The organism is Natronorubrum aibiense, assembly GCF_009392895.1.
In the GTDB taxonomy this organism is placed as follows: Archaea; Halobacteriota; Halobacteria; order Halobacteriales; family Natrialbaceae; genus Natronorubrum; species Natronorubrum aibiense.
This window is the reverse complement of sequence record NZ_CP045488.1, coordinates 1,196,889-1,212,295: the sequence shown is the minus strand read 5'-3', so window position 1 is coordinate 1,212,295 and position 15,407 is coordinate 1,196,889. Positions and strand designations below refer to the sequence as shown.

At 62.5% G+C, this 15,407-nt stretch carries 15 protein-coding genes and 2 pseudogenes; 7 read left to right on the top strand and 10 right to left on the bottom strand.

What is annotated here, in order from left to right:
- Positions 1–21: 21 nt before the first annotated feature.
- Together GCU68_RS05995 and GCU68_RS05990 are read left to right on the top strand one after the other, a co-directional pair.
- Entirely contained in the window at positions 22–957 is a 936-nt protein-coding gene (locus tag GCU68_RS05995) for an ABC transporter ATP-binding protein (protein WP_152939837.1), read from the top strand.
- Positions 954–1,796: an ABC transporter permease subunit gene (locus tag GCU68_RS05990; RefSeq protein ID WP_152939835.1), complete on the top strand. Its 843-nt coding sequence runs from the start codon at positions 954–956 to the stop codon at positions 1,794–1,796. The genes GCU68_RS05995 and GCU68_RS05990 overlap by 4 nt, the downstream gene beginning before the upstream one ends.
- A 133-nt stretch (positions 1,797–1,929) precedes the next feature.
- On the opposite strand, the gene GCU68_RS05985 is transcribed toward GCU68_RS05990, so the two are convergent.
- The 4 genes from GCU68_RS05985 to GCU68_RS05970 all read right to left on the bottom strand — a co-directional run bounded on the left by GCU68_RS05985 (position 1,930) and on the right by GCU68_RS05970 (position 5,326).
- Positions 1,930–2,514 carry a diacylglycerol/polyprenol kinase family protein gene (locus tag GCU68_RS05985; RefSeq protein ID WP_152939833.1) on the bottom strand — a complete coding sequence of 195 codons (585 nt, stop codon included), beginning with the start codon at positions 2,512–2,514 and terminating at the stop codon, positions 1,930–1,932.
- A gap of 151 nt (positions 2,515–2,665) precedes the next feature.
- A complete protein-coding gene (locus tag GCU68_RS05980; RefSeq protein WP_152939831.1) occupies positions 2,666–2,992 on the bottom strand; it encodes a HalOD1 output domain-containing protein in 327 nt (108 codons plus the stop codon).
- Positions 2,993–3,039: 47 nt separating this feature from the next.
- Positions 3,040–4,179, bottom strand: a complete 1,140-nt coding sequence (locus tag GCU68_RS05975) for a bacterio-opsin activator domain-containing protein (RefSeq protein ID WP_152939829.1) — start codon at positions 4,177–4,179, stop codon at positions 3,040–3,042.
- 157 nt (positions 4,180–4,336) lie between these two features.
- Positions 4,337–5,326 (bottom strand): acetamidase/formamidase family protein, encoded by a 990-nt coding sequence (locus GCU68_RS05970; protein WP_152939827.1) that lies wholly within the window; start codon positions 5,324–5,326, stop codon positions 4,337–4,339.
- Between the two features lie 401 nt (positions 5,327–5,727).
- Here GCU68_RS05970 and GCU68_RS05965 point away from each other — a divergent pair.
- Together GCU68_RS05965 and GCU68_RS05960 are read left to right on the top strand one after the other, a co-directional pair.
- Positions 5,728–6,387 (top strand): annotated as a pseudogene (locus GCU68_RS05965) (RNA-guided endonuclease TnpB family protein); the annotation flags it as partial.
- 552 nt (positions 6,388–6,939) lie between these two features.
- Positions 6,940–7,640: pseudogene (locus GCU68_RS05960) on the top strand (transposase); the annotation flags it as partial.
- A 47-nt stretch (positions 7,641–7,687) separates the two neighbouring features.
- Here GCU68_RS05960 and glyS read toward each other — a convergent pair.
- Complete coding sequence (gene glyS, locus GCU68_RS05955; protein ID WP_152939826.1) at positions 7,688–9,472, bottom strand: glycine--tRNA ligase; 1,785 nt, start codon at positions 9,470–9,472, stop codon at positions 7,688–7,690.
- Positions 9,465–10,316 (bottom strand): CBS domain-containing protein, encoded by an 852-nt coding sequence (locus GCU68_RS05950; protein ID WP_152939825.1) that lies wholly within the window; start codon positions 10,314–10,316, stop codon positions 9,465–9,467. The genes glyS and GCU68_RS05950 overlap by 8 nt, the downstream gene beginning before the upstream one ends.
- A 131-nt stretch (positions 10,317–10,447) precedes the next feature.
- Here GCU68_RS05950 and GCU68_RS21250 point away from each other — a divergent pair, with 131 nt between their 5' ends.
- A complete protein-coding gene (locus GCU68_RS21250; RefSeq protein ID WP_449411965.1) occupies positions 10,448–10,606 on the top strand; it encodes a DUF7556 family protein in 159 nt (52 codons plus the stop codon).
- Between the two features lie 59 nt (positions 10,607–10,665).
- Here the strand turns inward: GCU68_RS21250 and GCU68_RS05945 are convergent, their stop codons facing one another.
- Positions 10,666–11,115, bottom strand: coding sequence for a DoxX family membrane protein (locus tag GCU68_RS05945; RefSeq protein ID WP_152939824.1), 450 nt, complete (start codon positions 11,113–11,115; stop codon positions 10,666–10,668).
- A gap of 157 nt (positions 11,116–11,272) precedes the next feature.
- Between GCU68_RS05945 and GCU68_RS05940 the strand changes: the two genes are divergently transcribed.
- Positions 11,273–11,803 carry a hypothetical protein gene (locus GCU68_RS05940; RefSeq protein ID WP_152939822.1) on the top strand — a complete coding sequence of 177 codons (531 nt, stop codon included), beginning with the start codon at positions 11,273–11,275 and terminating at the stop codon, positions 11,801–11,803.
- Positions 11,804–11,955: 152 nt separating this feature from the next.
- Entirely contained in the window at positions 11,956–12,462 is a 507-nt protein-coding gene (locus GCU68_RS05935; RefSeq protein WP_152939820.1) for a hypothetical protein, read from the top strand.
- A gap of 74 nt (positions 12,463–12,536) precedes the next feature.
- On the opposite strand, the gene GCU68_RS21245 is transcribed toward GCU68_RS05935, so the two are convergent.
- The 3 genes from GCU68_RS21245 to GCU68_RS05925 form a co-directional block, all read right to left on the bottom strand.
- Positions 12,537–12,695: a hypothetical protein gene (locus GCU68_RS21245; RefSeq protein WP_168927073.1), complete on the bottom strand. Its 159-nt coding sequence runs from the start codon at positions 12,693–12,695 to the stop codon at positions 12,537–12,539.
- Between the two features lie 218 nt (positions 12,696–12,913).
- The gene (locus GCU68_RS05930; RefSeq protein ID WP_152939818.1) at positions 12,914–14,254 is read right to left on the bottom strand and encodes an ABC transporter ATP-binding protein; all 1,341 of its coding nucleotides are present in this window, start codon (positions 14,252–14,254) and stop codon (positions 12,914–12,916) included.
- Positions 14,241–15,407, bottom strand: a complete 1,167-nt coding sequence (locus GCU68_RS05925; protein WP_152939816.1) for an ABC transporter ATP-binding protein — start codon at positions 15,405–15,407, stop codon at positions 14,241–14,243. Before GCU68_RS05925 ends, GCU68_RS05930 begins: the two co-directional genes overlap by 14 nt.

Sequence of the window (15,407 nt, the reverse complement as noted above, 5' to 3'; positions counted from 1 at the left end):
GTTGACTAATATTTTCATAGTATGCCCGCGATCGAACTCCACAGCGTGACCAAACGCTACGAGCGACCCGGCCTCTTCGGCGGCCGGTCGGTCACCGCCCTCCACGACCTCGACCTCACCGTCCGCTCCGGTGAGATCTTCGGCTTTCTGGGCCCGAACGGAGCCGGGAAGTCGACGACGATCGACATCCTCCTCGACTACGCCGCCCCGACCGAGGGCATGGTTCGCGTCCTCGGTCAGAACATCTCCTCCGAGAGCACCGCCATCCGCGACCGGATCGGTGTCCTCCCCGACGGCTACGGTCCGATCAGCGAGCGAACGGGCCGCGAGCACGTCCAGTTCGCTATCGAGGCGAAAGACGCCGACGACGATCCGGACGACCTGCTCGAGCGCGTCGGCATGCGCGGCCCCGACGCCTACCCCGTCGAGCAATACTCGAAGGGAATGGCCCAGCGACTCATGCTCGCAATGGCGCTGGTCGGCGAGCCCGAACTGCTGATCCTGGACGAACCCTCGACGGGACTCGATCCCAACGGCGCTCGAACCATGCGCCGGATCGTCCGCGAGGAAAACGCCCGCGGTGCGACCGTCTTCTTCTCGAGTCACATCATGGAGCAGGTCGAAGCGGTCTGTGATCGCGTCGCCATCCTCGACGGCGGCGAACTCGTCGCCGTCGACACGATCGACGCGCTGCGCGAGTCCGTCGGCACCACCGCGACCGTGACGGTCGACCTGTCGTCGGTTCCCACATCCGCAGTCGATCACGTCCGTTCGCTCGAGGGCGTCTCCGGCGTCAAAACGAACGGGACGACGGTCGCGGTCGCCTGTGAAAACGCGGCCAAAGCGTCGGTCGTCGCCGCCTTCCACGACTCCGCGGCCGACGTGCTGGACGTGACCACGAGCGAGACGTCACTCGAGGAACTGTTCGAGAGCTACACGCGAGGTGTTGCACAGTGAGCGCGGCGTCGGGACTCGGCCTGTTCGTTCGCGAAGACGTTCGTGACACCGTCCGCGAGCGGCAGTTCCAGTTGCTCGTCGGGATTTACGTCCTGCTTGCGCTGCTCATCACGTACACCGCGGGTCGGTCGACGTCACCGGGCCATCGAGGTGGCCCCGAACTGATCCCGTCGGTGCTTCCCCTGTTTGCGATGTTGACGCCACTGTTGGCGCTTGGTTTTTTCGCCTCTGCGATCGTCGAGAAGAGAACGGGCGGCGCGCTCAAAGTCGTGCTCGGCCTCCCGATCGATCACGGAACGGTCGTGCTCGGTACCTTCGTCGGGCGGTGCCTCGTTCTCTGTACGGCAATCGCCACCGCGTTGTTGGCTGCCGTTCCGGTTGCCGTGGTCCGTGGTGTAGCCGTCGATCCTGCCAGACTCGCGACCGTCGCGGTGATTCTCGCCCTGCTCGGCGTCACGTTCACCGCGTTCGCCGTCGCCATCTCGGCGGTCGTTCGGTCGGCGACGCGAGCGACGATCGCCGCGTTCGGCGTCTTCGTGCTCTTTTTCTTTCAGCTCTGGACGCGACTTCCCTACACCGTGTTGTACGTCCGCCACGGCTTTTCGTATCCCGAAACGATCCCCGAGTGGGTCGACATCGTTGCGGCACTGAACCCCGTCGCCGCGTACACGAACCTGTTCGACGGCGTCTATCCGGATCTCAACAGCGGGACGTTCGTCCAGCCGCCGGCCGAGCCAGCAGTGTACGAACGGCCGGTGTTCGCGCTCGCTGTGCTCGTGGGATGGATCGTCCTCACGATCGGCGTCGGCTATCGGCGGTTCCGAGCCACCGATCTCTGATACGAATTGCTGTAACTATTTACCGCCGATCGCCGACCCGTTCTAGCGATCGGCGGTAATTGACGACAGTAAACCGTATGAGCGGCTTCCGGACGACTCGAGGGTTGTCTTTCCTGCGAGTGCAGCGACCCGATCAAAGGAACTCGAGTGCGAGCCAGGCCAGCACGCTGGCGTAGATGGGAATCGTCAGGTTGTCGTCGACGATGTAGTCGCCAATACGGAGTTTGACCCCGTCGGCGATGGTCGCTCCGAGAGCCGCCGCGACCACGGCCAGCGGCGTCTCGTAGAGAAACGGCGCGGCGATCACGGCACTGACGACGAACATCGTCCCGAGTACCTTCGGCCCCTTGATGAACTTGAGGCTGTTGTCAGAGACGGTGCCGCTGATCGGGTCCCCGAGCGAGAGCATCAACATCGCCGGCAGCGCGATCTGGGCTGGAAACACGAGGACGGCGACCGTCATGCTGAGCATGTAGTAGCCATACCCCGCGAACTGGTCCTGTTCGTACTCTCGAGTCAGCGTATCGTACAGCGACCACTCGAGGCCGGTTCGAAGTCGCAGGAACTCGAGGCCGATGACGCCCAGCGAGAGAACCGTCATGAGGACGCCGAACCGCGCCCATGTCAGTCCGAGATCGAGGGAGTTCGCAAGGAGATAGAGTGCAACGAGACCTGACCCGCTTGCGTGGACGAGTCGTCGCTTCAGTTCGTCGGCCATCACCGCAATCGTCTTCCGACGATGCCTTGAGTCCGTCGGTTCACCGATATAAGCAGCGGACCGTTGATACGGGACCGAGGCCAGAGACCGTTACCGACACGTCTCGTTCCAGCCGATCGTCTCACTGGTCAACCGACGTCGGTCGCTACTGTCACTCGTCCGGTGGCTCGACGACGACACCGTGGCTCGAGACGGTAACCTGACAGTCCTCGTAGGAAAAGGCTACCTCGATAGGAGTCTGTCGAGACGACGTCACGAGTTCGGCCAGCGCTTCGGGGTCGATGGTCTCGAACAACGGTGACAATCGCGTTGGATCGCGGTTCGTGATAGTCGCCACGGTATCGACGATCGTGACAACGACCGTATTGGGTTCTGCGCTAAAAGCGGCGTGAAACGTTCCTGTGGTCGGATCGTGACCAACGCGGTCGTCGCCGAACAGCCGAGATGTGGTGGAATCGGGATGAGTTGTGTCAGTCATTGACCGGCACTACAGGAAACACAGTGGTAAGCGGTGACGCTGACTAGTCAGCGTGCGTTCGCGCCGGACTTTTCGAACAGATGCTGGAAGACGGTCCGCTGGGCCTTTCGGAGGTGCTGATTGAACGTCTGGCGCGTGACGCCGAACCGATCCGCCAGTTCGTCGCCGGTGCTGGCTCGCGGCGTGTCGAAGTACCCCCCGAAGTACGCGGCATCGAGCACCGCGAGCTGTCGGTCGGTGAGCGCGTCGTCGACGACGTCGTATAGGAGGTGGGGCGAGTAGACGAGTTTCTCAGCCACCAGTTCGACCTCGGGGTGGAACTCCCGAATGCCGTCCGCTGCCAGCCGAGGGTCTACGTCGCCCGGCAACTCTCCGAGGAACCTGACCTCGTCCGACGTGACGATGACGGCGCGAGCACGACCGCCGAGGGACGGAAACACGTGGGACACCGTCGTCGAGTCCGCGTGGGCTTCGATGCGGCTGTATTCGTCGATTGAACTGAGCAGCCGTGCGTCGAGATAATGAGGGACCTCTTCGACGGCAGTGACGAAGTCGCTCGCGGGGAGGTCCGAGGTCCCCATGTACTGGACGATCGTCCCGTCCGGCAGCGAGACGACGGAGTCGACCTTGATCCGCGTTTCGCCGCCCTCGACGCGAAGCGACGGTGGGACCGCCGACTGATCCGTCCGGAACTCGAGCAGGCGCACGTGGTCGCTGGTCAACCGCTCTTCGCGGTGTTTCAACGCCGTCACGTCCTCGAACGAGACGACGACGTACTCGACGACTCCCGCTTCGTCGAGGATGGGAGAGGAGTTACTCGAGAGCCACTTCTCGGTGCCGTCTGCCAGTTCGATCCAGTGTTCGAAGCCATACTCCGGCTCGCCAGTCTCGAAAACGCGCGCGACGGGATGGTCGTACTTCGGGATCGGCGTCCCGTCGTCGTGATAGATGTTCCAGTCGGCCGGATCGAACGCCCCGCTGGCCAGCGTCTCACAGTCGATGTCGAGCGTTGCCGCTGCCCGTTCGTTTGCAAAGGTAATCGTTCCCTGCCGATCGATCACGACGGTGCTGATCGGGCTCGCGTCGAACATTCGCCGGGCGAGATCCTCGGGCGGCGTGTGTGTGGACTCGCTGTCCCGCTGGTCGGCCGACCCGTTACCTCGGTCTCCCGTCCGTGATTCCGTCATCGATCCACCCGTTCGCTGTTTCGACAGGGCCACTCGAGCCGGTCGACGCGCTCACGATTCATGGCGCTGGTAGGCTGTCACCGAATAAATGTGTTCCACAGGTTACGAACCGGGACGGTCGCGGTCGCTCGCGGACGTCCGGAGCCGGCTCGGGCCGTCACTCCCCTGTCGTTGACCGACGACGCGGCTCCGGGAAGATGCGCTCCGGGAGATACGCAGAAACGGTCCAGTTCGGGGCGTTGACGACCTGATTGGGTTTCAGGTCAACGGCCACCGAGCACAGCATGTAGGCTTCAGTCCGGGAGAGGCCGCGTTCGTCGTGTAGGTGGTCGATCATGTGTCGGATGGCCTGTCGGGTTGCGTCCATGAGATCGTCCGCAACGCCTGTCGTCCCGTACATCGGCTCGTCCCGACCGGTCGGAGTGAACGGACCCCTCGTTTCGAACTGTGCGGTCTCGAGCGACAGGTCCGACCGCAGGTCGAACCGGCACGTGACGGTCATCGGGGCCTCGATACCAGTGCCACAGACCTCGCCGTCACCCTGAGCGGCGTGGCCGTCACCGATACTGAACAGGGCCCCCTCAACTGCGACGGGAAGATACAGCGTCGACCCTTCCGTGAGCTGTTTGACGTCCAGATTTCCGCCGACCGACCGCGGCGGGAATGTGCTGTGTGCACCGTCTTCAGCTGGTGCAACACCGATCACGCCGGGGAACGGGTCGAGAGGCACCTCGATCCCGTCGACGAATTCGCCGACGTCGTCCTCGAGTTCCCAGACGTACAGTGCCGGCTCTGGGAACTCGTCGGCTAAGAGTCCGAGTTCGATCTCTCCCGGGAGCACCAGCGTGCATCCCCAGCCGTCGTGGTCGATCTCGAGGAGGTCGATCTGGAGGACGTCACCCGGCTGTGCCCCTTCGATTGCGACGGGCCCAGTCAACGGGTGGACGGGGTCGATATCGAGCGTGGCGAGGTCCGCAGCCGTCGCGTCGGGGCCGACTTGGCCGTTCGTGGCGTCGTTGCACTCGAAGCGGACGACGTCGCCCGGTTCGACCGTACACACCGGTTCGAGGCCGTTGTCCCACACGCTGTGAACCGCGCCGTCGTCGGCACGTACCCGATGATCGACCGCGTCGTTGTCGCTCGACATTCGAACGCAGCAAACGCGCCGCCAGCATAAAACAGTCTCCCCGAAAACGGTCCTCGAGACGCTACCTTTTAACAGCGAGAGAGTCCCGCCGTTCACGGCGTCCTCAGAACGCGGGAGTGGTCTGCGTCACTTCTGAATCTGGGCTACGCCGGTACGCTATTCGGATCCAACGACTCGAGCGAACGCTTCCGAAACGAGTGTTCAAACTAAACCCCGACCACTCGAGCGTTCTGATGGGCATCGCAAACCTTCGGTTTGCTCAACGGGCGTGAATCGCGTACACTCTGTTTCCGCCCCGTCACGTTACTGCCAGCCCGAGTCTCGAACCCATCTCACTATTTTCACTTTCACCGCGGGTGGGTCGTCTTTACAACAGCCGATGACGTCGGTTGGAATGAGCGATGAAGCGGACTAACACGTTTGCCGTGCGACCGCTCTCCGATAGTGGAGAGCAACTGCTCCGGGACCTGTTGGACGCTTCCGCTGCTCTCTGGAACGAAGTTAACTACGAACGCCTCATGCGGTACAACGACGAGGACGGCTTCGATGGTGACGTCTGGGACGCCGATACAGGCCAACTCGAAGGCAAGTACAAAGGCGTGCTTGGTGCATCCACCGCCCAGCAAGTAATTCGCAAGAACAGCGAAGCGTGGCGCGGCTTCTTCGAGAACAAGAAGAAGTATCACGACGAGTCGAACACATCGGTCACTGAAAACCCCGAACCACCCGGGTTTTGGGGGAACAAAGACGATGGACGCAAACTGCATACCGTCATTCGAAACACGTCGTACACCATCGAATGGGGCGTTCGCTCTCGACTTGAGATCCTTGTAGGGAGCGAGTTGAAAACCCGACACAACCACACCGGGCGGCTCCGACTGGAAATTGTCGGCAACCCGAATTGGCCCGACTACGACAAACAGGGTCGGTTGGACCTGTGGTACGACAAGACGGATAGCACCTTCCGAGCTTCGCAACCCGTGACTGTTTCTGACGATGCACGGGACACTCCACTGGCTTCTGAGAAGGCCGCTCTGGATATTGGTGCAATTGACATCCTCCTGCGCCTGAAGACGCAGGAATCCCGAGCGGTGGGAGTTTCAGGTTTACAACCATGACTCCGCCACTTTTCGGGAGTTCGCGTCTAACCCAGTCGTCGTGGTCGGTGGCTGTCTGGCCATGCCAAGTGGCCGTTACTCCTATCCTCAGCATCGTTGACACCCAGCTGTTGTTTTTGCCAGCAGGAAGTCGCTGACGCGTCGACGGACTCGGAGGTATCATCGGGCTTGCTCAACCGACGGGCACGAGCCGAATCCTTCAAGGATTCGCGTTCACCGCGTTGGCGTTTCGGATACTGTCTCATTGGATTGGCAGGTTGACCGTGGTTCGAAAATTAAAGATTTTCGTCATCACGAGAGAGCGACGCTCTCTCGAACGACCTCCGAAGGTCGTTCGGAATCCGCTCCGTTCCGACCTGACCTTGCCATAATGTAGGGTTTCTTGTGATTTGAACGTTAGGATTGGAAACTCGGGCTATGCTTCTGTCAGTGGGTGGCATCATCGAGTGACGGCGCGTATCCACGGCCTTCAGGCCGTGGTATTGCGCCTGTTCCGCATATAATCTCGTCGCCTGTACCACCATGACCGGTGAACAATACCTATACGAAGGTCGAGATCTGTTCGACCGTTTCCGTGAGATGACACGAGAGATAGCCCAGTTGCAGTCCAAGCTGCCGGAAGGTCGATACAGCAGCAAGCGTATCCGGCGGCTGTACCGCAAACGAACTCGTCGCCGCGATCACGCTCAAGAATCACTGTGTCGTGACCTGCTGGAGCGCCTGTACGAAGATGGTGTGGATACGGTGTATATCGGTGGATTGACCGACGTGCTGGACACGCACTGGTCGGTCGAAACCAACGCCAAGACACACAACTTCTGGGCGTTCAAACAGTTCACCGAGCGACTGGCCTGTACCGCCGAAGAGTACGGGATTACGATCGAAGTTCGGTCGGAAGCGTGGACGAGTCAAGAATGCCCGCAGTGTAGCGGTACGGATAGAACGACACGGAATCGAGACATGCTCACCTGTCCGTGTGTGGGTTCGAAGGTCACGCCGACCTTACAGCGTCAGAAACGTTCCTGGAGCGGCATACAGAACAGGCAGTCAGGCCGATGGCACGGCCCGTGCGGTTCGAGTGGGACGACCACGATTGGTCGGGGACACCACACCCTCGCGAAAGTCCCAAAGAACAGCGCACAGACCCGAGTACCGTCCACCACAACGGGAATGTTGCCTCCGGGGAATCAGCATAGCCGAGACTCCCACGGAGGAAACCGCGCCCTTCAGGGCGCGGAGGATGTCATAGGTCCTCGAACTCGAGGTCTCCTTCGCGGATCGCCGACAGCGTCTCCGCGAGGTCGTCGACTGGGAGGCGCTTCTGGTCGGTCGTGTCTCGCTCGCGGACCGTGACGGTCGTCTCGTCGGCCTCGACGGTCTCGTAGTCGACCGTCACACAGAACGGCGTCCCGACCTCGTCCTGTCGGCGGTAGCGCCGCCCGATGTTGCCCGAGTCGTCGTAGGTGATTGACAGCCCGGCCTCGCGAAGGTCGTCGACGATCTCGTCAGCCTGGGCCTCGAGTTCCGCGTCGCTTTGCAGCGGGAAGACGCCGACGAACGTCGGGGCGACTTCGGGCTCGAGTTCGAGGTAGGTTCGCTCCTCGTCGTCGACCTCGTCTTCCCGGTAGGCGTGGTGAAGGACGGTGTAGACGAGCCGGTCCACACCGAAGGAGGGCTCGACGACGTGGGGGATGATGTGCTCACCGGATTCGGTCTGCTCTTCGACCGCGAAGCCGGTTTTCTCGACGGGGATCTCGTAGGTCTCGCCCTCGAGTTCGAATTCGACCGTATCGCCCTCGAAGGCGGTGCGATCGCGGGCTGCGAGTGCCTCGAGTTCCTCCACGACAGCCCCTGCGTCGCCGCCGAACTCGGGACCGAGGTAGCTCATGTTGGGGTCGACGGTGGCGCGCTCGACCGTCTTCGGTTCGTCGTACTGCTTGAAGACGGTAAAGCGGTCACCGGAGTGTTCGCTGTGTTTCGAGAGGTCGTAATCGCCGCGGTAGGCGAAGCCGGCCATCTCGATCCAGTTGCCGTCGATCTCGCTTTCGGCGTCCCAGCAGTCGCTCGCGTAGTGGGCGCGCTCACCCGAGAGGTGCTGGCGGAAGCGGAACCGGTCCATATCGACGCCGACGGCCTCGTACCACGGCTTGGCGACGCCGAGGAAGTAGGCGACCCACGGACTGGCGATCACGTCGTCGGCGACGGCGTCACCGATCGTCGTCTGGATCTCGTCGCCGTCCTCGTCGTTCTGCTCGGTGGCGGGGTAGAGCGTCACTTCGACGTCTTCGACCGCCGAAAGGTCGGGTTCGTCTTCCTCTGGGTCGATGAAGTACTCGAGTTCGGCCTGCGTGAACTCGCGGGTGCGGATGATCGACCGTCGCGGGCTGATCTCGTTGCGGTAGGCCCGACCGATCTGGGTGACGCCGAACGGAAGCTGGTTGCGAGCGTACTCCTTGAGTCGGGGGAACTCGACGAAGATACCTTGCGCCGTCTCGGGGCGCAGATAGCCCGGCTGGGAGTCACCGGGGCCGATGTTGGTCGCGAACATGAGGTTGAAATCCTCAACGGCGACGCCCGCGAGGCCGGCACCGCAGTCGGGACAGACGAGTTCGTACTCGGCGATGATCTCTTCGACCTCCGGAATCTCGAGGCTCTCGGCATCCTCGTACATCGTGTTGTCCTCGACGAGGTGGTCCGCGCGGCTGCTCGTCCCACAGTCGGGACATTCGATCAGCATGTCGTCGAAGCCCTCGAGGTGGCCCGAGGCTTCGAAGACGGGTTCGGGCATGATCGTCGGCGCGTCGATCTCCATGTTGCCCTCGGCGAGCGCAAAGCGGTCGCGCCAGGCGTCTTCGATGTTGCCTTTCAGGGCCGCTCCCTGTGGGCCGAACGTGTAGAAGCCGCCGACGCTACCGTAAGAACCCGACGACTGGAAGAAGTAGCCGCGGCGTTTGGCCAGTTCGACTAACTTCTCGCTCGTCTGGTCGGTCGCCGATTCGCTCGTCTCCGCCTGTTGGTTCTCACTCATACAAAGCCTCCAGCAGATCGATGTCGCGGACGATACCGACGAGCTGTTCGCCGGTGAGCATCGGGATCTGTTCGATGTCGTTGCTGATCATGCGCTGTGCAGCCTCCTGAACGCTCGTTTGAGCCGAGACCGTCACCACGTCGTCGCTCATGAACTCGCTGACGGGGCCGGTCGGCAGCTCGATGTCCCGCGTTGGGAGATAGCGGCTGCCGACGGCTTTGATGCCCTCCCAGGACCACTCCGAATCCTGATCGGGGAAGTTGTCGCCCGTCGACTCCTCGCCCTCGACGATGCGGGCGACGTCGATGATGTCGACCTCGGTGAGGACGCCGCTCATCCGTCCGTCGTCGGACAGCGCAACGGTGTAGGGGACGTTCGCGTAGAAGAGTTCCCGTTCGGCAACCGGCAGCGGTGCGCCTTCGTAGGTCGTGTTCACGTTCTCGCTTGCGAGGGCCTCGACGACGCCCTCGGTTGCCTGATCGCCCGTCGCGATGGCGTGGACCACGTCAGTCACCGTGACGATCCCTTCGAACTCCCCGTCGACGACCGGGACGCGGCGAGCACCCTCTTCGACCATCGTCCGCGCGACGTCCTCAAGCGACGTCTCGGCCGTCGTCGTCGGGACGTCGTCCATCAGCATGACGAGCTGGTCTTCGTCTGGCTGTTCGATCAGGGCATCTCGCGAAACCAACCCACGGTACTCAGGACCGTTGTCGGTCGGTTTGACGACCGGAACGGAGGAAAACGACTGCTCCTGGAGGTACTCGAGGACGTCCGATCGAGTGCCGGGCAGTTCGACGGTAACCACGTCCTCACGAGGCGTCATCGCGTCGGCTACGTTCATATCCCCACCGTACGGCCAAAATGAGTATAAACCCAATGTTTCGCACGTCCGCGATCGCCGCGTTCGATTTGTCGGTTCACCGGATAGTCCAATTCGACGAGTTTATATATGGGTGGGTGTCACTCTCATACATGGTGACACACTCCCACACCATGACGTCCGACACCATCGTCGGTTCGATCGACTCGAGCGATTCGGGTGCGGAATACGTCATCGCCGACATTTCGGCCGACGGAGCCTGGCTTTCGATGCAGGCGGACGACGCGCCGACGCTGCCGGCTTGGCGATAAGTGGGGGTTGGGACAGGGAATAGCGATTGCTTTTCGACTCGTGTGTCAGGATTTGTCGGTCAGACCAGCCCGATTCCGAGCGCGTACGGCCACTCGAGGGTGCTGACCGCGAGAACCACCAGCGTGCCAGCGAACAGACCGACGTTTTTCATAAACGCCGTGAGTTCGCTCTGTTGCTGGTCGTCCGGGACGGCCCAGAAGTCGTGCATCAGCGGCGTCGTGACGAGCAGGAACACCGCGAGTGAGCCCGCCGCGAGCGCTGGGAACAGTCCGAGCGCGACACCGAGCCCGCCCAGTACGAGGACGACCCCGGAGAGCAGTACCGAGAGCGTCGGTGCTGGAACGCCTTTCATTTCAGCGTATCCCGTGGTGGTCTCGAGATCGAGGAAGTGATTCAGACCCATGAACGCGATGATCCCGCCGAACAGCACGCGTGCGACGAGGAACAGTTCACCCGCGAAGGGGCCATCGATGGTCTGGAGCGGAAGCGTTTCGATTACAGGTAACATTCTGTAACCAGATGGAGGAACCGTACTGCAATAACCGTTCTTGGACATCCGTTTCCCCTGATAACGGCCGTGTCACCGCCTATTCCACACGATCGATCACTATTCAATTGCCGGGTTGACCGTACAATTTAGTAGGTAAGCGGTCACGTCTCACTCGATGGTCGGCCCACAGCCACCGCACGACGCCGGGACCGATGCAGGCGACGAGTTCGGGCACGAAAGCGACGACTCGCGGTACACTGTCGTGACGCTGCTGTCGGCACTCGTGCCGACGGCGCTCGCCCGGCGTGCCGTTACCGTCTCGCTCGAGACCGATCGGGACGTTTACGCACCCGACGACCCCGTCGAACTCACCGTCGAGTTTCGAAACCGGCTGCCGGTGCCGATTTCGATACCGACGCCCCGACAGCGGCGCTGGGGGTGGACGGTCGACGGCATCCTCGAGGCCAGCGACGAACGTCGCTTCACCCGCGATCGCCCCTCGACGTTTCGCTTCGGCGGCGGCGAACGCAAACGGCTTTCGGTCACGTGGAACGGCCGATTCGAGCGCGCGGGCGAGGGGACGAGGCGCGAATCGATTCTGCCCGACCCCGGCGAGTACGAACTGCGGGCGTTCGTCGCGACCGGTGACGACCGTCCTCGACCGAGTGATTCGACGACGATCCGGATCGAACGCGACACCGACTGAGACGAGCGGTCACCCGTCAGTGCCGGTGCAATCGATCACGGTCGCGGGTACACTGGGACGTCGGGACAACAGCCCGTCTGAAACGCTGTCACTGTATCTGTCGCTTGCCTGCCACCAGTAACCGTTTAGGCGAGTGTGTCGTGGTACCACATATGTCGCTCGAGCACGTCTTCGCCCAACTTCCCGACCCGAGCTCCCACGCGTTTCCCGACTACTCGCTGCCCCGCGGGGAGCCGGTGTTACCGATCGCCGTCACGCGCGACGAACTCTCGACCGTCCTCGAGTTGTACGAGACGTTCCAGACCGTCGATCCGACCGGGTTAGATTCGAACCCGTTTCTCGAGGCGGCGACGACGTACATGCAACAGACGTTCGGAATTCCACGGTATCGCCCGGACGAACAGCTTCAAGACGATATTGCGGCGCTGCTCAACGACTTCTCGGACGACCTCGGCGGGCGGTCGCTGGGTGTGGTCGACGCGACGCCGGCCCACCATCGGACGCTGTACTTCTTTCTGATCAGCTGTCGCGGCTATCACTCCGCGCCCCACATCCGGTTCACTCCGAACGAGACGGCGGTCGAGACGCTGTACGAACTCTACCAGCGGGTGACCGAACAGGACGTCTACCTCAAGCATCCGTCGTCGGTCCTCGAGTGAGGTCGACCTGATCGGCTTCGATCAACTGCAGAGAAAACGAGCGGGACCGCGAGCGGTGGTCATGAATCGCTCCCTCACCCGGTGAGGAAGCCACCCGGGGGAATTCGCGTCGTTGGGCGCCCGTCCTCGTCCGCCGACTGGTCGTCGCCGAACTGCGGGGAGTGGGCGACCGTTCGTCGTGCCTTTGCAATTCGCTGCGTGCCTGCCGTGACTGCTGCAAGGATCTTACTCATACATGAGTAAATAGCGACGGGGGATACATAAGTATTTTCGAGATGAAAGATCGTGTTGTTCAGACGCCACACGTCGCGATTGGTCCAGCGTCGTAAACAAACGCCTCAGGCGATGTCAGCACGATATACAGTCGATTAGCTGGACCACTTTCGTGAGGCTAGCGGACTATTCACAATTGTATGTAATCAGATATTTATGCCGAGTCGATGCTACTCAATCACCGACGGCGGTGACACGCCGCGAAGTGTGCTCCCGATCCGTGGACCGGCTCGAGGTCGTACGCGGGTCGTTCGCGCGCACAGATACTCCGTTCGGCGAACGACTCGAGGAGCAGGTCGGTCGCGGCAGTCCAGTCGCTGCGGTCGTCGGCCGACTCGCCGCCGTGGTCGCTGTCCGTGGCGATCATGTCGATCGCATCCGCGACGATCTCACCGGCCTCCCCGCCCGGGAGGTCGCCGCCGAAGAACTCCCGGCGCAACTCGGCGGCTGACATCGGTTCGAACGTCCGTCGCTTGACGGCGCGCATGAACGCCCGTGTGTGCGACCACTCCGCTTCGGTCAGGTCGTACGCCTCGGGGGCGATCAGTTCCGGACACCGGGTCCGGAATCGACAGCCAGAGGGCGGCTCCGTCGGACTCGGCACCTCGCCCTCGAGGACGCCACGTGCGCCCGACTCCCGTGGATCGGGGACGGGAATCGACTCGAGTAACGCCTTCGTGTACGGGTGCTGGGGGTTTTCGAACAGTTCCTCTTTCTCGGCGACTTCGACGATGTGGCCGAGATACATCACCGCGACGCGGTCGGAGATGTGGCGAATCACGGAGAGGTCGTGGGCGATGAAGAGGTAGGTGAGCCCGAACTCCTCTTGGAGCCGCTCCATCGTGTTCAGTACCTGCGCCTGAATCGAGACGTCGAGCGCGGAGACGGGTTCGTCACAGACGACGAACTCCGGATCGACCGACAGCGCTCGTGCAAGGTTGATCCGCTGGCGCTGGCCGCCGGAGAAGGCGTGGGGGTAGCGGTTGTAGTGGCGCGGGTCGAGCCCGACTTTCTCGAGGAGTTCTTTCGCTCGTGCCTCTCGGCCCTCGTCATCGAGCATCCCGTGGGCGCGCATCGGCTCCTCGATGATCTGGCCGACTTTCATCCGCGGATCGAGCGAGGACTGGGGATCCTGGAAGATCATCTGCAGTTCCGAGCGCATCTGGCGGAGTTCCTCGCCGCTGAGATCCGCGAGGTTCTCCCCTCTGAAGAGAATCTCGCCGTCCGTCGGCTCGAGCAGGCGCAGGATCGTCCGGCCGAGCGTCGACTTGCCACAGCCGGACTCGCCGACTAGCCCGAGTGTCTCGCCGGGCTGGATCTCGAGGGAGACGTCGTCGACTGCTTCCACCCGCTCGCGATCGACGCTGATCGGCGGGAACGTGTCCGGATCGTACTGCAACCCGCCGAAAAGGCCGGAGCCCTGACCGAAGTACTTCGAGACGCCCTCGAGTTCGAGCAACGGCCCGTCCCGGTCAGCGTCGCGCGCCTCGCTCGTGCGCAAGTCGCTACTCACCGCCATCACCTCCGTGCTCGTCGCCGGCGGGATTCGCCGCGAGTTCCGACTGCGGTTCGTCGGTTCGTCGGCTTCCCTCGCCGTCCACCGCGCCCTCGAGCGGCGGACTCTCGTCGTAGCCCACGTCGAAAACGTCGTGTTTTACGCAGGCCGCCCGGTGGGGCTCGCCGTCGGCGTCGGCGACCACTTTCGGCTCGGGATGGACCCGTTTGCACACCGCCCGCGCGTCGGGACAGCGCGGGTGAAACCGACAGCCGGAGGGCGGATTGATCGCCTCCGGCATCACGCCCTCGATCGGCTCGAGATCCGCGACGGTTCGATCGGGTCTGGGCATCGACTCGAGCAGGGCCTGCGTGTAGGGGTGTTTGGTGTCGTAGAACAGTTCGTCGACCGGTGCCTGTTCGACGATCTCGCCGAGATACATCACGTTCACGCGGTCACAGATCTCGGCAACGACACCCAGATCGTGGGTGACCCAGATAAAACTCGTCCCGTACTTTTTCTGGAGGTCGTCGACCAGATCGAGAATCTGTCCCTCGACGGTGACGTCGAGCGCCGTCGTCGGCTCGTCGGCGATGATGAGGCTGGGTTCACAGGCCAGCGCCATCGCGATGAGCACGCGCTGGCGCATCCCGCCCGAGAACTGGTGGGGGTACTCCTCGTAGCGTTGCTCGGGGTCGGGAATACCCACCTCGCGAAGCATGTCGATCGCCTCCCGGCGGGCCTCGTCCTCCGAGAGTCCGCGGTTGAGTTCGATGAACTCACGGAGCTGTCCCCCGACGGTGAACACGGGGTTGAGCGACTCCATCGGATCCTGGAAGATGACGGCGATCTCGTTGCCCCGAATCCGGGTCCGGATCTCCTCGTTGGAGAGCATGTCGTCCCGTTTCTGCAGATTGCCGTCAGGCCCTTCCTCGAGACCGAAGAGCGTCTCGCCTTTGTAGGTAACCTCGCCGGCGACGATCTCGCCGGGGCGCTCGACGAGTCGCAGTAGGCTCATCGAGGCGACTGATTTGCCAGCGCCGCTTTCGCCGACGAGGCCGACGATCTCGCCCTCGTAGACCTCGAAGGAGATGCCGTCGACGGCGCGGACGGTGCCGGCTTCCGTGAAGAACTGTGTCTTGAGATTCTCGACGCGAAGGAGTGGTTCTGAACTCAT